This is a genomic window from Vibrio sp. B1FIG11 (genome assembly GCF_905175335.1).
Classification (GTDB): domain Bacteria; phylum Pseudomonadota; class Gammaproteobacteria; order Enterobacterales; family Vibrionaceae; genus Vibrio; species Vibrio campbellii.
The window spans coordinates 3,544,229-3,565,669 of the sequence record NZ_HG992751.1; the positions used below are offsets into that span (position 1 = coordinate 3,544,229).

Annotated in this window: 17 protein-coding genes, 1 tRNA gene, 1 rRNA gene, 1 pseudogene and 1 riboswitch; of the genes and pseudogenes, 7 read left to right on the forward strand and 13 right to left on the reverse strand. The window is 46.7% G+C overall.

Annotated features, from left to right (window positions below):
* Window positions 1-71: 71 nt before the first annotated feature.
* Window positions 72-1,837: pseudogene (ggt, locus tag KHO06_RS16465) on the forward strand (gamma-glutamyltransferase).
* An 807-nt stretch (window positions 1,838-2,644) separates the two neighbouring features.
* Here the strand turns inward: ggt and uvrD are convergent.
* Window positions 2,645-4,819 (reverse strand): DNA helicase II, encoded by a 2,175-nt coding sequence (gene uvrD, locus KHO06_RS16470; protein ID WP_212581881.1) that lies wholly within the window; start codon window positions 4,817-4,819, stop codon window positions 2,645-2,647.
* Window positions 4,820-5,098: 279 nt separating this feature from the next.
* Between uvrD and KHO06_RS16475 the strand changes: the two genes are divergently transcribed.
* The 4 genes from KHO06_RS16475 to KHO06_RS16490 all read left to right on the forward strand — a co-directional run bounded on the left by KHO06_RS16475 (window position 5,099) and on the right by KHO06_RS16490 (window position 7,540).
* Window positions 5,099-5,359 (forward strand): DUF2282 domain-containing protein, encoded by a 261-nt coding sequence (locus tag KHO06_RS16475; protein ID WP_005536405.1) that lies wholly within the window; start codon window positions 5,099-5,101, stop codon window positions 5,357-5,359.
* An 87-nt stretch (window positions 5,360-5,446) separates the two neighbouring features.
* The gene (locus KHO06_RS16480; protein WP_005430302.1) at window positions 5,447-6,319 is read left to right on the forward strand and encodes a DUF692 domain-containing protein; all 873 of its coding nucleotides are present in this window, start codon (window positions 5,447-5,449) and stop codon (window positions 6,317-6,319) included.
* Window positions 6,316-7,074 (forward strand): DNA-binding domain-containing protein, encoded by a 759-nt coding sequence (locus KHO06_RS16485; protein WP_212581882.1) that lies wholly within the window; start codon window positions 6,316-6,318, stop codon window positions 7,072-7,074. Before KHO06_RS16480 ends, KHO06_RS16485 begins: the two co-directional genes overlap by 4 nt.
* 10 nt (window positions 7,075-7,084) lie before the next feature.
* Window positions 7,085-7,540: a DoxX family protein gene (locus tag KHO06_RS16490; RefSeq protein ID WP_005430329.1), complete on the forward strand. Its 456-nt coding sequence runs from the start codon at window positions 7,085-7,087 to the stop codon at window positions 7,538-7,540.
* A gap of 32 nt (window positions 7,541-7,572) precedes the next feature.
* Here KHO06_RS16490 and KHO06_RS16495 read toward each other — a convergent pair whose 3' ends face one another.
* The gene (locus KHO06_RS16495; protein ID WP_005430323.1) at window positions 7,573-7,854 is read right to left on the reverse strand and encodes a hypothetical protein; all 282 of its coding nucleotides are present in this window, start codon (window positions 7,852-7,854) and stop codon (window positions 7,573-7,575) included.
* Between the two features lie 91 nt (window positions 7,855-7,945).
* On the reverse strand, window positions 7,946-9,139 hold the full coding sequence (locus KHO06_RS16500) for a multidrug effflux MFS transporter (protein ID WP_201780475.1): 1,194 nt from the start codon (window positions 9,137-9,139) through the stop codon (window positions 7,946-7,948).
* Between the two features lie 106 nt (window positions 9,140-9,245).
* Between KHO06_RS16500 and KHO06_RS16505 the strand changes: the two genes are divergently transcribed.
* Together KHO06_RS16505 and KHO06_RS16510 are read left to right on the forward strand one after the other, a co-directional pair.
* Window positions 9,246-10,187 (forward strand): LysR substrate-binding domain-containing protein, encoded by a 942-nt coding sequence (locus tag KHO06_RS16505; RefSeq protein ID WP_005447244.1) that lies wholly within the window; start codon window positions 9,246-9,248, stop codon window positions 10,185-10,187.
* 203 nt (window positions 10,188-10,390) lie between these two features.
* Window positions 10,391-12,181: an aminopeptidase P family protein gene (locus tag KHO06_RS16510; RefSeq protein WP_212581883.1), complete on the forward strand. Its 1,791-nt coding sequence runs from the start codon at window positions 10,391-10,393 to the stop codon at window positions 12,179-12,181.
* A 130-nt stretch (window positions 12,182-12,311) separates the two neighbouring features.
* Here the strand turns inward: KHO06_RS16510 and thiH are convergent, their stop codons facing one another.
* The 10 genes from thiH to rrf form a co-directional block, all read right to left on the reverse strand.
* A complete protein-coding gene (gene thiH / locus KHO06_RS16515) occupies window positions 12,312-13,424 on the reverse strand; it encodes a 2-iminoacetate synthase ThiH (protein ID WP_212581884.1) in 1,113 nt (370 codons plus the stop codon).
* 34 nt (window positions 13,425-13,458) lie between these two features.
* Window positions 13,459-14,226, reverse strand: a complete 768-nt coding sequence (locus KHO06_RS16520) for a thiazole synthase (RefSeq protein ID WP_005397059.1) — start codon at window positions 14,224-14,226, stop codon at window positions 13,459-13,461.
* A 5-nt stretch (window positions 14,227-14,231) separates the two neighbouring features.
* Window positions 14,232-14,486, reverse strand: coding sequence for a sulfur carrier protein ThiS (thiS, locus tag KHO06_RS16525; protein ID WP_212581885.1), 255 nt, complete (start codon window positions 14,484-14,486; stop codon window positions 14,232-14,234).
* 38 nt (window positions 14,487-14,524) lie between these two features.
* Window positions 14,525-15,298 (reverse strand): HesA/MoeB/ThiF family protein, encoded by a 774-nt coding sequence (locus KHO06_RS16530; RefSeq protein WP_212581886.1) that lies wholly within the window; start codon window positions 15,296-15,298, stop codon window positions 14,525-14,527.
* Window positions 15,285-16,700 carry a thiamine phosphate synthase gene (locus tag KHO06_RS16535; RefSeq protein ID WP_212581887.1) on the reverse strand — a complete coding sequence of 472 codons (1,416 nt, stop codon included), beginning with the start codon at window positions 16,698-16,700 and terminating at the stop codon, window positions 15,285-15,287. The genes KHO06_RS16530 and KHO06_RS16535 overlap by 14 nt, the downstream gene beginning before the upstream one ends.
* Window positions 16,700-18,640 carry a phosphomethylpyrimidine synthase ThiC gene (gene thiC / locus KHO06_RS16540; RefSeq protein WP_212581888.1) on the reverse strand — a complete coding sequence of 647 codons (1,941 nt, stop codon included), beginning with the start codon at window positions 18,638-18,640 and terminating at the stop codon, window positions 16,700-16,702. The genes KHO06_RS16535 and thiC overlap by 1 nt, the downstream gene beginning before the upstream one ends.
* 165 nt (window positions 18,641-18,805) lie before the next feature.
* Window positions 18,806-18,904: riboswitch (TPP riboswitch) on the reverse strand.
* 61 nt (window positions 18,905-18,965) lie between these two features.
* On the reverse strand, window positions 18,966-19,349 hold the full coding sequence (gene crcB, locus KHO06_RS16545; RefSeq protein WP_005430379.1) for a fluoride efflux transporter CrcB: 384 nt from the start codon (window positions 19,347-19,349) through the stop codon (window positions 18,966-18,968).
* Window positions 19,350-19,472: 123 nt separating this feature from the next.
* Window positions 19,473-20,855, reverse strand: coding sequence for a multicopper oxidase family protein (locus KHO06_RS16550; RefSeq protein WP_212582486.1), 1,383 nt, complete (start codon window positions 20,853-20,855; stop codon window positions 19,473-19,475).
* 300 nt (window positions 20,856-21,155) lie between these two features.
* A tRNA-Asp gene (locus tag KHO06_RS16555) sits at window positions 21,156-21,232 on the reverse strand.
* 31 nt (window positions 21,233-21,263) lie between these two features.
* A 5S ribosomal RNA gene (gene rrf / locus KHO06_RS16560) occupies window positions 21,264-21,380 on the reverse strand.
* Window positions 21,381-21,441: the final 61 nt, after the last annotated feature.

Here is a 21,441-nt window from a genome sequence, read left to right on the forward strand (position 1 = left end):
TTGCTGACTCGACGTGACTCTTCATGACTGCCAAGCTGAAAGCACAAAACTTGGCAACATGGAGAGTCATCATGCATTGGACGTTCAACCGACTCGTGACCACGGGTCTTTTTCTTACTTCCCCACTCGTCTTATCTACCTCAGCCTTTGCTAACCAAGCAGCAGATGCGGTTGCACCGGAGCACAGTACTGGCTTCGAGCAAAAGCAATTGGTCAAAGCCAAAGACTATATGGTCACCGCAGCCAACCCACTTGCCACCCAAGCTGGTGCGGATGTTCTTGCACAAGGTGGTAATGCTATTGATGCCATGGTTGCCGTGCAACTGATGCTGGGCTTGGTAGAACCGCAATCTTCTGGCATTGGTGGCGGTGCCTTCTTAGTGTATTGGGACAGTGAGAAACAAAAACTAACCACGTATGATGGACGTGAGACCGCACCGCTCGCCGCAACACCGAAACTCTTCCTAGATGACAAAGGACAACCACTGCAATTTTACGATGCGGTTGTTGGTGGGCGCTCCGTCGCTACTCCTGGCACAGTGAAACTGCTGTGGGACACGCACCAAAAATACGGCAAGTTGGAATGGAAGAAGATCATCAACCTGTGATTACCTTGGCTGAGCAAGGTTTCGAAGTGAGTCCTCGCCTCGCGAGCCTGATTGAGAAAGATGCCAAGCGCCTATCACGCTTCCCTGCGACTAAGGCTTACTTCTTTAATCCAGATGGCTCACCAAAAGCCGAAGGCACGTTGTTGAAGAACCCTGAATACGCGCAAACTCTGACGGCAATTGCAGAGCAAGGGGCAAAAGCTTTCTATCAAGGCGATATCGCCACAGACATCATCAAGACCGTACAGAATGCACCGGGCAATCCTGGCGTGTTGGCACAACCTGACTTTGATGCTTTCCAAATCAAGCAACGTGAACCGGTTTGTGCGGCTTACCAAAGCTATGATATTTGCGGCATGGGACCACCTAGCTCTGGCGCATTGACGGTTGGACAGATTCTCGCGATCACCGAGCAATACGATCTTAAAGGTTGGGGAGCCGAAAGCGCGAAATCATGGCAAGTGATCGCCGACGCGTCTCGCCTTGCGTTCGCGGATCGCGGTAAATACATGGCTGACCAAGATTATGTGCCAATGCCAACCGAAGGCTTGCTTGATAAAGATTATCTCAAACAGCGTGCTGAGCTGATTCAAGTCGGAAAAGCCCTGAATAAGGTTGAAGCCGGCAATCCTCCTTGGTCGCACGCGATGAACTTAAGCATGGACCAATCGATTGAGCTGCCTTCCACCAGCCATTTCAATATCGTTGATAAGCAAGGCAATGTGGTTTCAATGACAACAACCATTGAGAACGCTTTTGGCTCACGCTTGATGGTGCGCGGCTTCTTGCTCAACAACGAACTGACCGATTTCTCTTTCCGCACTCATCAAGATGGTGTGCCAATCGCGAACCGCTTAGAACCGGGCAAACGCCCACGTTCATCCATGGCACCAACCATTATGATGAAGGATGACAAACCTTACATGGCAATTGGCTCACCGGGTGGCAGCCGCATCATTGGTTACGTTGCACAAGCCATTATCGCCTACACGCAATGGGATATGGACATCCAGAGCGCGATTAATCAGCCACGATTGCTGAACCGTTTTGGTACCTTAGATATTGAGCAAGGTACCGCAGCAGAAAGCTTGCAACCTGCGTTGGAGAAGATGGGCTTTAAGACCGATGTTCGTGATTTGAACTCTGGACTGCATGCTATACGTATAACTGAACAAGGCCTAGAAGGTGCGGCCGATCCAAGACGTGAAGGTGCCGCTATCGGACAATAAGCGCATTTAGCTCGACCCTTTGTGCGAGATCTCTCACAAAGGGTTGAGCAAACCTCTCTTTTTTAATGGCAAAACTACGCACAAAAACCCATAAGATATTGATTTAAATGGTTATGTATCTTTTTTAAACGCTAAGAGAGTAAAAAAATGTGAGATTTGTCCGTTGTTGGAAACCGTTAAACACGTAATATTAAACCTGTCGGAAGGATGCTGACACGGAACAGGAAACACCACGGACTTGGTGAACTTCAGGAAGAAGAAACGGTTATTCAGGATGAATAGTCGGGCATGGATTGCAAAATTGGACATTGAACGGAATCAATAGCGACTAGGATGGTTGCTACTAAGGACGGGAAATGGACACCTCTGGACGAGGCAAGGATTTGAACATCAGGATGATGTCAGGGACACCGCTCAGGGAACAAGTGATGAGAGCTAACGAGGATGGTTAGCAGACCAGGATAAGGTCATTAAGGACACCGCTAGGAAGGCGACGTAAGGATTAAGCTGACGGATTCAGCACACTATCATGGATTAGATGCATGGAGCACTCTTAGTAGCCGGATTGCTGCGAGTAAGACTATAACCCCGATGGGCGCAAGCCCTCGGGGTTTTTCTTTGCCTAAAATTTTTCTCAGCAGCCCTGCTGAAAGTAGACATTCACCCACAATGCCGACCTTTCACTTCAAACGGCATCGTTAAATCGCGCTTTTGCACTCCATTTTTCACTGCTTTCTTGACATGAAAACAGCACAAACAAAAAGAGCCGCCGAAGCAGCTCTTAAGTTGATGAGTTTTGTTAAAGCCTTACAGTTTCTCTAGTCGAGCGTAAGCAGTCACCAACCATTTGATGCCCTCACCATTAAAGGCAATCTGTACGCGGCTCTGTGGACCACTGCCTTCGAAGTTGATGATGGTGCCTTCACCAAACTTTGGATGCATCACACGAGAACCTAGCGTAAAGCCGGTTTCATTAAAGCTCTCTTTCACCGCCGTTTGGCTAAATCGACCGCTGCTTGCAGGACGGCTAACTTGCGCCTTCATTCGTACTTCGTCCAAACAAGTTTCTGGCAGTTCACGGATAAAGCGAGACGGTTTATGGTACTTATCCTGACCGTACAAACGGCGCATTTCAGCATAAGTGATGTACAGTTTCTGCATCGCACGGGTCATGCCTACGTAACACAGACGACGTTCTTCTTCTAAACGCCCTGCTTCTTCTGCCGACATTTGGCTTGGGAACATGCCTTCTTCCACACCGACCATAAATACCAATGGGAACTCTAGACCTTTCGCACTGTGCAATGTCATGAGCTGAACCGCGTCTTCAAACTCATCCGCCTGTCCTTCGCCCGCTTCTAATGCAGCGTGAGTTAGGAATGCCGTCAGCAGTGACATGTCTTCGGCTTCTTCTGGTTTCTCGAATTGGCGAGTTGCGGTCACCAATTCCTCCAAGTTCTCAATACGCGCCTTAGACTTTTCGCCCTTCTCTTGCTCGTACATCGCGAACAAGCCCGAGTATTTGATCACATGGTCAGTCTGGTGATGCAGCGGCATCTCGATGGTGTCGTCTTCTAGTGCCGTAACAAGCTCGATAAAACGGCTCAGAGCACCAGCAGCACGACCAGCGAGCACCTTCTCATCCAACATCGCCACACTCGCTTCCCACATGGTGCAACCACGATCACGAGCCGCAAAACGAATGGTTTCAAGCGTCTTATCGCCCAAACCACGCGTTGGCGTATTCACTACACGTTCAAATGCCGCATCATCATTACGGTTGGCAATCAAACGCATGTAGCTCAAAGCATCTTTGATTTCCTGACGTTCGAAGAATCGCATGCCGCCGTAGATACGGTAAGGCAGACCAGCTTGGATTAATGCTTCTTCAAGAACACGCGACTGGGCGTTGTTACGATAAAGCATTGCAGCGTCATTCAGAGCACCGCCCTTGTCTTGCCACTCTTTGATTTTGTTTACCGCAAAACGGGCTTCATCCAACTCGTTGTAAGCGCTGTATACCGAGATAGGCTCACCGACAACGCCATCAGTCCAAAGCTCTTTACCCATACGCTCGGTGTTATTCGCGATCAGAGAGTTGGACGCTTCCAGAATGGTCTTGGTTGAACGGTAGTTTTGCTCAAGACGAATGGTGTTCACGCTTGGAAATTCCAGCGTAAATCTCTCAATGTTCTCGACTTTTGCACCACGCCAGCCGTAAATCGACTGGTCGTCATCACCTACGATCATCACGTGACACTCAGGACCCGCCATCATACGTAGCCAAGCATATTGAATGTTGTTGGTATCTTGGAACTCGTCCACCAAGATATGCTTAAAGCGTGCTTGGTAGTGTTCACGGACGAATTTGTTATCACGCAGTAGCTCATGTGCGCGCAGCAAGATTTCCGCAAAATCGACTAAACCAGCACGATCACACGCTTCTTGGTAAGCGGTGTACAGCTGCAGATATGTCTTGGTCACTGGATCGTGGTACGCATCAATGTGCGACGGGCGCAGACCTTCGTCTTTCTTACCGTTGATCCACCATGCCACTTGGCGTGCTGGCCACTGCTTCTCATCAAGGTTTTGCGCTTTGATCAAACGCTTTAGTAGACGCTGTTGGTCGTCACTGTCGATGATTTGGAAATCTTCCGGTAGCTTGGCATCAAGATAGTGCGCACGCAGAATACGGTGACAAATGCCGTGGAAAGTACCATTCCACATACCGCCTGCACTGCCCATCATTAGCTCTTCGATACGTCCACGCATCTCTGCCGCCGCCTTATTGGTAAAGGTTACCGACATGATTGAGAACGGAGAAGCCTGCTCTACCGACATCAACCAAGCGATACGGTGAACAAGAACGCGTGTCTTACCACTCCCTGCACCAGCAAGGACGAGCAAGTTTTCTAGAGGTGCAGCAACGGCTTCACGTTGTTTGTCGTTCAAACCGTCGAGTAATAGAGATGGATCCATCATGATGAGAGCTACTGGTTATTTATACATAAAAATAGATTATAACCTAAACAACCAGTTCAGATTAGACAAAATTTCATAAAAAAATCGTTGCATTTTCACTCTAAACATCAAGGGCTTATATAAATTCAACCTTTCAAATCTATTGATTTCGAAAATATTTATGAAAGTTTTTTAGCCCGTTTCCTATCTTTTAAATTAAGCAAGCTGATAACAAAACGCCAAAACAGGCGGTTCACCTTGCCAACTTAAAGTAAAGGAAATCATTCAGAGGAATTTATTATGAAAAAGTCGAATCTAGCTGTTACTGCTGCTGTTACTGGCCTTCTAGCACTTGGTGGCACAATGCTAACTGCAGCTCCAGCTGTGGCTGCTGAGAAAGAAAAGTGCTACGGCGTTTCTAAAGCAGGTAAAAACGACTGTGCAACGAAAAGCAGCTCATGTGCCGGTACTTCTAAAGAGGATAACCAAAAAGACGCATTCGTAGTCGTACCAAAAGGTCTGTGTGACAAACTGACTGGCGGTAGCACTTCTTCTTCGTAATCTTTCATCGCTAATTGCTGCGAGGGTGCGTTGATGCTCAAGCAACGCACCCTTCTCTTCCCGACCGCTTTGAAAAAGGAGTTTCACGTGAAACACCACACCTTCCACGACCATGTTGGAGTTGGATTAAGAACCCCTCACCTCGATTACTTTAGCCAAAACAAACCCAAGTTGTCTTGGTTAGAAATCCACAGTGAAAACTATTTTCAACCCAACGCTGCAGAGCGCCATCAACTGCACGCGCTGCGCGAGCAGTATCAAATTAGCTGCCACGGCATTGGTTTGTCATTGGGTTCGGTGGAACGTGTGAATCAGAAGCACCTTGCTCAACTTAAAGCGCTGATTGACTCGATCGACCCGATTCTTGTTTCTGACCATTTAAGTTGGAGCGAGAACGGTGGTCATTACTTTAATGACCTACTTCCACTTCCGTATACGGAAGAAGCGCTCAAAGTATTCACTCGTAACGTGAATGAAGTACAGGATTATTTGCAACGCGAGATCTTGATAGAGAACCCATCTAGTTATGTGAAGTTTCAACATTCGACCATCAGCGAATGGGAGTTTCTTACCGAAGTACAACAGCGCACTGACTGTCGTTTGTTGCTCGATTTAAACAATGTTTATGTTTCGGCATTTAACCACGGTTTTGATTGCGACACATACCTAGATGCGATTCCAGCCGACAAAGTGGATGAAATTCACTTGGCAGGTTTTACCATCAAACAACTCGACAAAGGTGAGATATGGATTGATACCCATAGCCGCCCAGTTAGTGATGAAGTTTGGCAACTGTTCGCGCAGTGGACAAAAAAACACGGTCCACGCCATGCGTTGATTGAATGGGACTTGGATATCCCCGCGCCAGAAGTCTTGCTCGGAGAAGCACACAAAGCATCGCAACTGCTGTTGCAAGGCACAATCCCAAGTGAACAAAGCGAATCAAGGAAGGCATCATGAATCTAGCCACCTTACAAAGCCAGTTTGCTAAAGCCCTACACTATCAAGCACTCGGTGAAGATTGCGATATTGCCAGTGATGAGTTTACTGCTGATGAACGCATGCAGATTTATCGCAATAATTTTATCGTCAGCCTAAGCGAAGTGTTATCCGCGACTTACCCGATGGTCGAAGCGCTGCTTGGTGAAGAATGCTTTGAACAGATGGCTCGCAAGCATGTTCTCACTTATCCATTAGAAGAAGGAAATGTGGTCCATTATGGCGAAGGTTTTCAAGACACCATCATGCAGTTCAGTCAGGTGATCGCACAAGCACCATACAGCCCTGAAGTCGCTCGCTTCGAGTGGCATATCGACCTCGCTCGTCAAGCACAGTATGAAAAATCCAATGCAGCAGAATTAAAACCGCTTGCGTTACTTGGCGAAGTGAGTGAAGAGCAACAACCCGCTTTGATTTTGCACCTTAAAAAAGGCTGCCGCAGCTTTGACTCTAGCTACGCCGTATTTGATTTGTTTGGCGCGATTCAAACTGGGCAATTCGAACAACTTAATATCAACCAATTACAGCAAGGTGTCATCTCGATTCAAGCCAATGGAGAAGCCTTGTGTCACGCACTCGATGCTGATGTGTTCCAACTGCTGCGATGTTTAGAGCAGAAGCTGAGTTTAAGCGAAATACCTGAAGTTTTACTCGCTCATCTCAATAGCATAATGGCACTCGATCTCGTTGACGGCTTTACATTGAAATCAATCTAAGGAGCACTCTATGAAGGATACGGTTAAAAACTTAGTAAATCGGTACGACGATTTAATCAGTACCCTACAAGCTGGCTTTGTCCCTTTACTACTTATCTTTTGTCGCTTGTGGGTTGCATGGGTGTTCTTCAATTCAGGGCTAATCAAAATCTCGTCTTGGGATAGCACACTGTATTTATTTGAGCTGGAGTACCAAGTGCCAATACTACCGTGGGAGTTGGCAGCTTACTTAGGTACGGCGGCGGAATTGGTTCTACCTGTGTTCTTGGCACTCGGATTGATTACCCGCCCGATGGCTGCGATTCTGTTTGTGTTCAACATCATCGCTGTAGTCTCTTACCCATTGCTGTGGGAGAAAGGTTTCTATGATCACCAACTTTGGGGATTGATGATTCTTGTTGTGATTGTATGGGGGCCAGGACCATTGTCCCTCGACCATATCCTGAAAAAGAAAATTACCAACTAAAAAAATCCCGCCATGAAGCGGGGATTTTTTTATTATTTGTTTAAGTAAGCCATTAGCTCTTCAGCTGAGATACCTTGCTGAGCAAGGTCTTTTGCCATCTGCTCAACCTGCTCACCTTTGCGTGACTCAATCACTTGCTGAAATTGATACACAAGGTCACGTAAAACTGGCACAGGAACTTGTTTTGCCGCGCTACGAATACGCTCAGAGCTTTGGTTGCCTAATTCATTTAGCAACTTACCAAACATCACCTTTTCTGGTGACTCTTCCATTTGCTCTAGGATACGAGCCATTTCATACGTGGTTAACGACATTACTTTATGAGTTCCGTTATGGTGTCGAGAAAAGTTTGAACGACAAATATACACGCGTTAAGTACATTGGAAAATACTAAATTGTCGAGTTTTATGCATTCACCAATTTTGCATGCCAGCTCTTACCTGCTTTACTAAACAGAATCACCAACGCTGGAAGCAGTACCCACATATGAATCGCGATCAGGGTTTGTGGTTCAAGTGATAGTCGTTGCAGCGTACCCACCAACAAACCAGAGCCACTCATCTGGAACAGACCAAGTAGTGCTGCCGCGGTTCCCGCCTTATCACCAAATGGTTCTAGTGCTTTACCTGCTGCCGCACCAAGAATCCAAGCAAAGCCAACCGATGAGATAAAGATTGGCAACATGAAAGCCAACGCCGTATTGTGCTCTTTCATTACCATCATGATCACGCCAGCAATTGCTAACAAGCTGATACCAACCACAAGCGAGTTGTGTGTGCCCCAGCGATCCATAAACTTAGGCGCTAGCATACATGCCGCAATATTAAATACCGCGTTAAGGCCAAACCAGAAGGTGAATTCGTTCATCGACAAACCCATACCTGTCATCAAGACGCCTGGAGCAGAAGTCACGTAAGCAAGAATCACGGCCATCGCCATCAAGCACAATGATGCATGGAAAATGAATGACGGTGTACTTAGTACCGACCAATAGCGGCTTAGCTTAAACACGGCTTGCTTTTCAGTTGCCGGGTTAGTTTCCTTCATGCCGAAGAACATCATCGAGCCTGCAATCACAGCGAAGCCCGCCATAAAGCTGAAGTTTGCGCGCCAATCAAATTGTTGGGTTAACCAGCTACCAAGAATCGGGGCTAGTGCCGGAATAAAGCAGATCGCACCGTTAAGATAACTGATCATTTTGCCGCTTTTTTCCGGACCAAAGATATCGCGAACTGTTGCAAAGGCTGCCACAGATGTTGCACATGCACCTAAGCCTTGTAGCAAGCGAGCCGCCAACATCCACTCAATATTTTGAGCACTCCACGCCAATAAAGCGCTCAATGCGTAGATGGTGATGCCTCCCAATGCAACAGTTCGACGTCCGAGTTTATCTGCCAAGGGACCAGCGAATAGCTGACCAACACCCATAGCAAATAGGAACCAAGTGATGGTGTCTTGTGCCAATGCATTTTCTACCTGAAAAGTGGACGCGATAAGAGGCAAAGCAGGTAGATAGATATCAATCGCAAGCGGACTGAACAGAACTAACATGGTCAACAGCGCCATCTGTTTTTTGCTATTTGTAATATGGCTAGACACAAAACACTCCAAATTGAACAAGAACTTTGCGCAAAGCTTAATCATCTGATGATATGAATGGAAATGATGTATAATCATGACCATTATTCCAATGGGGAAAATCACTGTGAACGTAGAGAAACTGGCACGTATCGACCTCAATTTACTGGTCTGTTTTAAAGTGCTGATTGAAGAGTTGAATGTCACCCGAGCCGCTCACCGACTGTGCTTGAGCCAGTCCGCCGTGAGTAAGTCCTTGGCTAAATTACGTACCCAATTTGATGATCCCCTATTCACTCGAAACTCACACGGATTGACGCCAACACCGCGTGCATTGTTCCTTAAACCGAAACTGGATCTGTTGATAAACCAACTTGAGGTGCTGACTCAACCCGAAGAGTTCTCACCACAGAGCAGTGAGTACCGTTTTCAAATCGCAGCGGTAGAGAGTGTCTACCCGCTCATTCTGCCTCACTTCTTGCCAGCGATTTTCCAACAAGCGCCAGGCGTGACCATCAGTACCCACTCTTGGTCTGAGCAAACCTTCAAGATGATTCAGCGTGGTGAAATCGATTTAGGCATGACAGGTCGAGATATCGACATCAACGACGCCAAGCTGACTATGCTGCCACCAGATGACATTTGTGAGCAGGAAATCTATCGTGACCACCAAATGTGTATCGTACGTAAAGACCACCCGGCTTTGCGTGGTAATTGGAATTTGGAAGCTTATCTAGCCCTGCGCCATGTTCAGGTACGTTGTGATGGCAACGACCGTTGGCTGCTCGACTATCGTTTAGCCGACATTGGTCGCGAACGTGACATCGCAGTCACCGTACCGGACTTTAACAGTGCCGCCAGTTTGTGTTCTTACACTGATTTTGTGTTTACCGCGCCAAGCCACTTTGTGAAGCTGGCAGCCAAACAACACGACATGGCATTACTGCCGCTGCCACTCGAATTCCCGCCAATGGCTTACACTTTGTTCTGGCACCGAGACAGAGAAAATGACCCAGCTTTAACTTGGCTACGTACCATGATCACGCAAAAAACCGATCATCTTAGATAAAAATCCCGGACGCGATTTGCGCTCTTACGGTAAAATGAGTAGCTTAACAGTCGATAGTCCTTTTTGGCTCACCTATGGCCTGTTGTACTCCGACTCTATTGAAGTGATTGCGAACCTCAATGGAATCGTAAACTGCATGAAGCAGATGGAAACAGCTCCCACACCTGAGCATGAAGGAGCGGTAATTTGAAGGAATAACACAGATGCACAACGATACCCAAAGCCGCGTGAATGCAATTCGCGAATGGCTAGCACAACATAATATTGATGCCCTACTTGTCCCACATGAAGACGAGTACTTGGGCGAATACGTACCAGCGCACAACGAGCGTTTACACTGGCTAACTGGTTTTACCGGTTCTGCTGGTGCTGCGGTAATCACCAAAGACAAAGCCGCTATCTTTGTTGATGGTCGCTACACGGTACAAGTCACTAAGCAGGTTCCTGCTGATCTATTCGAATACCGTCACCTGATTGAAGAGCCTGCACTAGATTGGATTAAAGACCATCTTGCAAATGGCGCCTCTGTGGCAATCGACCCTCGTATGCACAACTCTGCTTGGTTAGACATGGCACAAGCAAAACTTGCAGGTGCACTTGAGCTTAAGATTCTCGACAGCAACCCAATTGATGAGCTGTGGCACGACCGCCCTGCTCCTGTGGTTTCTGATGTTCGCCTAATGGCAACAGAAGCGGTTGGTCAATCAAGTGAAAGCAAACGCCAAGAAATCGCAGAGCTAGTGAAAAAAGCCGGCGCAGACAGCGCAGTAATCACAGCACTTGACTCTATCTGTTGGTTGCTCAACGTTCGTGGTCTTGATGTATCACGCCTACCAGTTCTGCTTTCTCACGCGATTCTGCACTCAGATTCAAGCGTGGAATACTTCCTAGATCCAGATCGCCTACCTGCTGAGTTTGACGCTCACGTTGGTTCTGGCGTAACAATTCATCACCCTGAAGCATTGCAAGCACGACTAGAAACCCTAACTGGCAAGAATGTACTGGTTGACCCTGCGACAAGTAACGCATGGTTTAAGCTGGTTCTACAAAATGCTGGTGCATCAGTGGTGAGTAAAGCTGACCCATGCCTAATGCCAAAAGCGGCGAAAAACGCAGTTGAAATCGCAGGTATGAAAGCGTGTCATATCCGTGATGGCGTGGCGATGAGTAAGTTCCTATCTTGGTTAGATGCAGAAGTCGTTGCGGGTAACCTGCATGATGAAGCGACGCTGGCAGACAAACTGGAAGCGTTCCGTAGCGAAGACCCAACACTTATGGATCTTAGCTTCGATACTATTTCGGCAGCAGGTGGCAATGCAGCAATGTGTCACTACAACCACGAGAACCAACCTGAACCTGGCAAGCTAGAGCTGAACACACTTTACCTAGTGGATTCAGGCGGTCAGTACCTAGATGGCACGACAGACATCACGCGTACTATTGCGATCGGTCAGCCTTCACAAGAGATGATTAAACAATTCACTCTCGCGCTAAAAGGTCACATCGGTGTTGCTCGTGCACGCTTCCCGAAAGGCACACGTGGTTACCAAATCGATACGCTAGCTCGTCAGCACCTATGGGCGGAAGGCTACGATTACGATCACGGTACAGGTCACGGTGTTGGTCACTTCCTAAGTGTTCATGAAGGTCCGGCGAGCATTTCTAAGAAGCAAATCGACGTGCCTCTAACAGAAGGTATGGTGCTATCCAACGAGCCAGGTTACTACCGTGCAGATGCGTTTGGTATCCGTATCGAGAACCTAGAGCTTGTTGTTGAAACACCAACTAACGGTGACTTCCCTGTTCTGTCATTTGAGTCGCTAACGCGCTGTCCAATCGACAAGCGAAATATCAACGTTGATATGCTAACTCGTCCAGAACTTGCATGGCTTAATGATTACCATCAGAAAGTATGGGATGAGATCAGCCCGCTTGTTGAAAGTAATGTGAAAGAGTGGCTTCGTCAAGCAACGCTACCAGTAGCACACAGCTAGAAGCTAGAAGCTAGAAGCTAGAAGCTAGAAGCTAGAAAATAGTAGAGGGTTGATGTTTTGCATCAACCCTCTTTTCTTTTGCCTATGTTTCACGTGAAACATAACGATGACCAGGGGCTTTCTTTGCTACTTAACCAGAATACACCGAGTGCCAATCTCGCCATACAGGGTCAAAGCCTTTGGCTCGAATCATATCTTCCACAGAACCCGCGCTTCGCTCATCGCTGATCTCAAACTGCTCGAGTTCAACATCATCCATCGCGTAACCACCAGGCTGAGTTTTCGATGCGGCAGACATACTGGTAATGCCTAACGGTAATGCATTGTCTCTGAACTTCGGTGATTCACGAGTCGATAATGACAACTCCACTTCTGGATTCAACAAACGATAAGCGCAAATCAGTTGAACAAGTTGCTTATCCGTCATGACTGATTTGGGTTGGAGCGCACCCTCACAAGGACGCAAACGCGGGAAAGAAATCGAGTAACGAGTCTGCCAATACGTGCGCTCAAGATAGTCCAAGTGCGCTGCCACATAAAAACAGTCGGTACGCCACTCTTCCAACCCTATCAAAGCACCGATACCGATCTTATCAATACCCGCTTTTGCAAGACGATCGGGTGTATCCAATCGGTATTCGAAATCCATCTTGTTGCCACGCAAATGGTGCTCGGCGTAAGTCGAAGGATGATACGTTTCTTGATAGACCATCACCGCATCCAAACCCAATGTCTTGAGCTCAGCGTATTCGTTTTGATCTAGTGGCTGTACTTCCATCGCCAAATAGTTAAAGCGCTTCTTAATCATCGGCACCATTTCACGGAAGTATTTCATGCCCACTTTGGTTTCGTGTTCGCCAGTCACCAGCAATACGCTATCAAACTTCATGCGTTTAATGGCTTCAACTTCTGCAGCCACTTCGTCCCTATTCAAAGTACGACGCTTGATTCTGTTCTCCATAGAGAAGCCACAATAAGTACAAGCATTGGCGCACAAGTTAGAAAGGTACAGTGGAATGTAAAGCGACATGGTATTACCAAAACGCTTGCGAGTTGCCGAGTATGACAACTGCGCCATTTGCTCTAAGTACGCTTCAGCCGCTGGTGAAATTAGCGCTTTAAAGTCTTCCAAATCACGCTTGGGTTTATTCAATGCTCGCTCGACATCTTGTGCCGTTTTCGCGTAGATCGACATCGAGATGTCATCCCAATTAAGCTGCTTAAATTGTTCAACGAAGCTCATTTTTTCCTCGCTTAATAGCTAAACCAATCTAGGACTAAAGCTCATCTAGGAATGACGTCAGTGGACTCGACGCAACCGCATGAGAAACCTTACCGGCAAGTCCAGCTTCATAAGCCATACGCCCCGACTCTACCGCCAACTTAAATGCCTTCGCCATCGCAACGGGATCGCTCGAAGCTGCAATCGCAGTATTGACGAGCACAGCATCCGCACCCATTTCCATCGCACGCGCGGCATGTGAAGGAGCGCCAATACCCGCATCCACAACCACAGGAACATTAGCTTGGTCGATAATAATCTCTAGGAAATCGTGAGAAACTATCCCTTTGTTGGAACCAATCGGTGCACCTAATGGCATGACCGCAGCACAGCCTACTTCTTCCAATCGTTTACACAGAACCGGGTCAGCATGACAGTAAGGAAGCACAATAAAGCCTTCACGAACCAGTTGCTCAGCGGCTGCAAGTGTCTCAATTGGATCAGGCATCAAGTACTTCGGGTCTGGATGAATTTCCAGTTTTAGCCAGTTAGTGCCCAACGCTTCTCGCGCCAGTTGTGCAGCAAACACAGCATCTTTAGCATTCTTTGCACCCGAGGTGTTCGGCAATAAGTTCACCCCCGCTTGTACTAACGGCAGCAAAATATCGTCTTGTTGGTCGTTCACATCCACACGCTTCAACGCCATGGTCGCAAGTTGAGAACCCGATACTTGAATCGCTTCTGCCATTAATCGGCTGTTGGCAAACTTCCCTGTTCCCGTAAACAGTCTTGATTCGAATTGTTTATCACCAATTTTAAGCATCGACATTAACCCCCTGCGATCGCTTTAAACAAAGAGATGCTATCTCCCTGTGAAAGAACTGTGCTAGCCCACTCACTGCGCGGCACAACATTGTTATTAATTGCAAAAACGCAGCCCATTTCAGGCAGCGCAAATTGACTAATGATTTGCTGTAGATTCGACTTACTGACAACTTGATGCGACTGGTCATTGATGACAATAGTGATCACATCTAAGTCAGCAGCGGTCATTTGTGTTGTTTGTTGTTCTGATAACGTCATTGCTTCCAACTCTCTTAATTCTGCCCATTACTCGTAAGCTAAACCTGAGCACACACTTGGCACTGTTTGTCTTTGCTTATTGCCATGGTTTGCCATTGCAGTTTCAATCCATCAAACAGGTGTAGCTTGGCAGTCTCGACATGAAACTTTCCCGTCGCCAGTTTTTGAATTGCCGCTATCGCTTGGTAGTTGCCAAGTGTACCCACCACCGGACCGACGACACCGCTCTCACTGCACTTTTGCATTTGCGGTAATTCGTCGAACGGATACAAACAGCGGTAACACGCTTTACTCTCTGCTTCTTGTTCACTTGGTGTTTGGTAATCAAAGACAGCGAATTGCCCTTGCCAACCAATTGCTGCCGCCGAGATGAGCGGCGTATTTTGTTCGAAACAAACTTGGTTAATGAGCTGGCGCGTTGGCATGTTATCGGTGCAGTCCAACACCACATCCGCCAGCATCACCTCAAGCTGCAGCTGTGCTTTGTCCAATCGCTTATTGAGAGCACGAATTTGAACCATAGAATTAAGGTCAGTCAGTTGCTTTACAGTTGCTTTTGTTTTCGCAACTTGGAGGTCTTGTTCACGATAAATGATCTGGCGTTGTAGGTTACTGCTATCAACTTCATCATCATCAACCACAACCAATTTACCAACACCCGCTGACGCCAAGTACAAACTCGCTGCGCTCCCCAATCCACCACAACCGATGATCAGAACATGCGATTTGCTCAAACGCTCTTGCCCAACTTCGGCAATTTCAGGCAGAGCGACTTGACGCTGATAGCGAAGGAACTGCTTATCCGTGAGCATGCTCGCCTCTCTTGTTATGCGCCAACTCACTATTTTGAACAGTAAACGTTAGCTGTCTTTCCTTCATCAGTTGTGCGAAGAACTCGATGACGGAGTGAGGTGATTCTGCCAACGTAATAGCACGCACTACTGCTAAGCTAGAAACACCTGTTTGCCAAACTTGGTCAGCATTAGATTGGTCAATGCCACCAATCGCGACCGTCGGAAAGCCAAGCACATTGCCAGTCACAGTTTTGTCTTTCGAAGGACGGAAAGCCGACGCTGTGTTTCCGTAAGGAATGCTATCAATCAGCTTTTGATACAGTGCCAAGCGCACCAAACCTTGTGGTTTCGATGGCATCTGTTTTGTGGTGGTTGGGAAAATATGCCCTAGCGCGATGTAACTAGGATAAATTTGTACGATGCGCAGTAGCTCATAATAACCATGAGTAGAAAGACCAAGACGAACGCCGGCTTTAGTTAGCTGAGCCAAATTCGATTCTTCTATGTCTTCTTGTCCTAGGTGAACGCCATAAGCGCCATGCTTGATTGCCAACGGCCAATAGTCATTGATGAACACTTGTGCTTGATACTGACGACCTAGCTCAATTGCTCGAATGATCTGTTGTTCTAAATCGGCTCGTTGTTGGTTCTTGATTCGTAGCTGAATAGTGTTGATGCCTAAAGGCAGTAAACGCTCAATCCAAGCAACATCATCAACGACTGGGTAGAGACCTAGACTTTGCTTAGTTAGAGCGGGAAAGCTAACGCTCTCTCCTTGTGCTGACCAACCAACTTGAATACCTAGTCGGTTATCTTCCAGTACAGGTGTGGGGAAATCATCAAATTGGTCGGCCCACTGAGTAGCTCTTCCCTCGTCAAGGTTGTCATGCAATAGTGTTTCACGTGAAACATTCGCTTGTTGAGTTAGCATTCCTCGAGCAAGTGTTAACGCATCTTCGATAGGAAAATCGAGGACTGTCAGCGTTACAATCCAAGCAAGGTGATGTTCGGGATCGAACATTGCGTTGAATTTGGACTTAACGGAAAGCGCTCTCACTTCGTTGTTAATGGGGTGACGCCAGATATCAAACTGAAGCACTTTCTCCTTTTCATCGGATACCTGCGTATCAGCAATGCCAATATAAATCGCTTTCGACGGTTGCTTAGCACACGCTTCTACCGATAAAGCAGAGCGGTAGTAGAGCACAAATGAACTCTCATGCTCGGAGTCATCACCATCAATAAGATCTGTCGTTATGCGTGTGGTCTGTTGGGTGCGAACAAGCTGAATAGATTGAGTTGGGCTCACACCCAACTCAACGTCTTCGATGCTAAAACCCTGTTCTTTCGCCAACAACAAACATTGTTGAACTAAACCTGTTAGTTCAATCAATGATGACGGAATAAGGATTTTGCTCATCAGTCACTTACCTCGGCATGTGCTGCAGGGTGGTATAACTCAGAACCTGTGTCTCTAAATTCTTGCGATTTCTGACGCATCCCCTCAAGAGGATCATCCAGCATTTTGATTGAGATAGCTTGGTCCGCAGCAACTTGCTTAGTGTCTTTCGCATATTCTCGGACTTCTTGCGAAATCTTCATGGAGCAGAACTTTGGTCCGCACATCGAACAGAAGTGAGCAACTTTTCCAGACTCTTGAGGCAAGGTTTCATCATGGAAGGCACGAGCGGTATCGGGGTCGAGCGACAAGTTAAATTGGTCTTCCCAGCGGAACTCGAAGCGAGCCTTAGAAAGCGCGTTATCACGAACTTGTGCACCAGGGTGTCCTTTCGCCAAATCAGCGGCGTGCGCAGCAAGCTTGTAAGTGATCATACCTACCTTTACATCTTCTTTGTTTGGTAAGCCAAGATGCTCTTTAGGAGTTACGTAGCAAAGCATTGCACAGCCATACCAACCAATCATGGCAGCGCCAATACCTGACGTAATATGGTCGTAACCAGGAGCGACGTCTGTCGTCAGTGGACCAAGCGTGTAGAACGGAGCTTCATGGCAGTGCTCTAGCTGCTCTTCCATGTTCTCTTTGATCATATGCATTGGAACATGACCAGGACCTTCGATAATCACCTGTACGTCGTATTCCCACGCAACCTTGGTCAATTCGCCAAGAGTACGAAGCTCTGCAAATTGCGCTTCGTCGTTAGCATCGGCCACCGAGCCAGGACGCAGACCATCACCGAGAGAAAGTGCCACATCATACTTAGCACAGATTTCACAGATCTCTCGGAAGTGAGTATATAAGAAGCTTTCTTGGTGATGTGCTAAACACCATTTCGCGATGATAGAACCACCACGAGAAACGATTCCAGTAACACGTTTTGCAGTCATGGGCACATAACGAAGTAGTAAACCGGCATGGATGGTGAAGTAATCAACGCCCTGCTCTGCTTGCTCGATCAGAGTATCGCGCATCACTTCCCAGTTAAGGTTTTCCGCCACACCATTCACTTTCTCAAGCGCTTGATACATTGGTACGGTACCGATCGGAACTGGACTGTTACGTAGAATCCACTCGCGAGTTTCGTGAATATTACGTCCAGTAGAGAGATCCATAACGGTATCGCCACCCCAGCGCGTTGCCCATACTAACTTCTCTACTTCTTCTTCAATCGAAGAAGTGACCGATGAGTTACCGATGTTGGCATTCACTTTAACCAAAAAGTTACGGCCAATGATCATTGGTTCGGATTCTGGGTGGTTGATATTAGAAGGGATAATTGCACGACCTTCGGCGACTTCTTTACGAACAAACTCGGCGGTAATGTCCTTTGGTAGGTTCGCTCCGAAGCTTTGACCTGGATGCTGTTGATTCAGCACTTCATCGCGGTATTGAGCACGCCCCATATTTTCACGTAGGGCGATGTATTCCATTTCTGGGGTGATTATACCTTTGCGAGCATAGTGCAATTGAGTCACGCACTGCCCATCTTTAGCACGTCGAATACGTGGTAGATTGCCATAACGAAGCTCATCTAGCGTTTCGTCTTCTAAGCGCTCTTTGGTGTACACTGAGCTTACCTCATCGAGTAGTTCAGTATCGGCACGCTCTTCAATCCACCCTTCTCTCAGCTTAGGTAAGCCATTGTAAAGGTCTATGGTGTGATTTGGGTCTGTGTATACACCCGAGGTATCGTAAACGCGTACTGGCTCATTAGGCTCGAAAATAGGTGCTTCTTTTGTGCCTCCAATCAGGCTATCAGCGAGTGATATTTCACGCATTGGCACACGAATATCGGGGCGTGAACCCTCTACGTAGACTTTGCTTGAATTAGGGTACGGTTGTACCGAGAGTGTATCAATGAACTGTTTTGCTTCCAGTCTCGCTTGCTTGCGACTCGACATAGCATTTTTCCTTGCTTTGTTATGCTTAGATAAAAAGTATTGGGATAAAAATGCTTGGCGGATAGATGCGACAAGAGGAATCGAATTAAAGACAAGTCGAGCGAGTGCTCTTCGTCTATAACAACATTCGACTATTTGATAGGTCAACCAGATAGAACTCTGGTGTAGATATCTTCTCTTGTTCCCTTCGCAGATTCTAATCTGATCAGGTTCAACGGATCCCGAATTAACGGTCTCAGCCTTATGGCACTCCGACAAGTGAAATCAGTATATAAAAACGGCTTGGTTAAACCAAGCCGACCTGATGAAGATTTGAGTGTTTTTGCTAGCTACGCATCAATAATTGGAAACCAATCCACGCAGCCGAAATGCTTAACACGACATTCAGTAGTACGTTCAATCCCATCTTAAAGAAAGCGCCCTGCTGCATAAGCAACACGTTATCCATCGAGAAGGTAGAGAATGTGGTTAATGCGCCCAAAAAGCCAAGTCCGATGATTTGACGCCATGGGTCAGTGACCATTAACTCAGTTTCAAACGCAGCAATTAGTAGACCCATAATAAATGAGCCAACAACGTTAACCGTTAATGTACCGTATGGAAAACCACGACCAAGTAGCATCACACAAAGTTCAGAAATTAAGTAACGAGAACATGCACCAAATGCGCCACCCAATGCAATAAAACCCAAAACGGATAGTTGCCCCATAATTCCCCCAGAAAAGTTAATGGCGACATTGTAATCAAATTTACGGTAATAGTGATTATACAATCTTAGAATTCAGCAAAGTATAGCGCTTAAAACTTATCAAGATTTAAAAAGTTACAGGAGTCACTTTACTTCAATATAACCCATCAACCCCGTCTTCATGTGTTCGATCACATGACAATGGTACATCCAACGCCCTGGGTTATCTGCAACAAATGCCGCTTTCGCACTGCCATTTTTTCCAAGTAAGACCGTATCGGTATGAAACGGCTCATCGAGTTTTTTGCCATCTAATTCAAGAACGGTAAATGTATGTCCATGAAGATGAATAGGATGATGATATTGGGTGACGTTCTTAAGGTTGAAGATATAGGTTTTTCCCACCTCCAATATTGAAAGCGGTGCTGGAATACTATCTTTACTCATTCCCTCCCAAGCTCGTTTATTCATTAGCCAAAACTTAGGTATCGCTTTGCCCGATTTATCGGCAGGAGTGACTGCCCCCTCCCATTCAAACACATAATCAATTTGCTCAGCATTTTCCAAATCAAGATCAGGCACAGGGTTAAGAGGCAATAAAGGCAGTTTCTGATTGGTCGGCAGGTCAGACTCAACAACTTCGAACTCACACAAAGGGAATGGGAAGCGCCCTTTCATTTGACGCACATAAACACGTTCTCCTGCCCTCGGAGCAATCAATCCGACATCTAACCTCATTCCCGGACCAATTTTGTGTTGAGTGAGCTTATAAGGCGTTTTAACAGGATTCCCATCAATAGCAATAACCCAAGCCTCTGCTCCTTCTATAGCGATCGGGTAAGTAATGGTGTTATCGACATTAGCAATTCTTAATCGTGTGGTAGCATTCTGCTTCAACGCATAAACAGGTTCATGAACACCATTAACACTACTCCACTCTCCTGGCGTTCCCATGCGTGCACTCAAGCGCGGCACCATTAGATTCTTCCACTGACCTTGTTTGTCTAAATGCCAATGCTTGAGAACGACTTCATGCTCTTCATTAAACTGAACAGGCTCAGCCTCTTCAACGATAATTAGACCAACTAATCCCATACCAAGCTGCTTAACGCTATTCATATGTGGGTGATACCAAAACGTACCCGCATCTGGCGGTGTAAATTCATAAACAAATGTTTCACCTGGCATGATAGGCGGCTGGCTCAAGAAAGGGACACCATCCATTTCAATAGGGATTCGCAAGCCATGCCAGTGGATTGTAGTTGGCTCTGAAAGCTTGTTGGTAAATCGGATAATAACTTTCTCGCCTTGGCGACAACGAATCGTAGGAGCTGGAATCGATCCATTAAACGCGAGTACATCCGTATTAAATCCTGGTACTAATTCAGCAATAGAAGGCTCTGCAGTGATGTCGTATATATGCTGACCTTGTTTGTTAGTGCCCCTAGATAGAGAACATGCAGGCAGAACGGTAAGCGCAGAGATCGCTAAGGAAGATTGAAGAAAGCGTCGACGAGATATATCCATGTATTTAGTCACTCATTATTCCAATTGATGTGAGTGTAACTAAATATTAATAATGATTCTCAGTTATCTTTTAAAGATGTGCAGTCATAATGCTTAGATTCAGAGATTATAAATAAAGACCTATATTTAATAGTCACTAACAAGACAGTAAGCACCCACACACATATAGCAAGTAAGTAAAAGAGATCGGTTTAAGAAGAAGAGAGTCTAATGGTAAATAAGGCTAAAGCAAGTAGGAAATTGAAGGCTCTAGAAACGACGAAAGCCCTAGCACTTCTGCTAGGGCTTTGTCTGAATAAGTGGCGGAGCGGACGGGACTCGAACCCGCGACCCCCGGCGTGACAGGCCGGTATTCTAACCAACTGAACTACCGCTCCGCACTGGTTAGACCTAAAGTCTAAATTTAAAGCCTGGCGATGTCCTACTCTCACATGGGGAAGCCCCACACTACCATCGGCGCTAATTCGTTTCACTTCTGAGTTCGGAATGGAAGTCAGGTGGGTCCAAATCGCTATGGTCGCCAAGCAAATTCTTTAATTCAGAAAGCTGTTTCAGTTCTTACACATTCAATTCGTTCTTGCTTTGA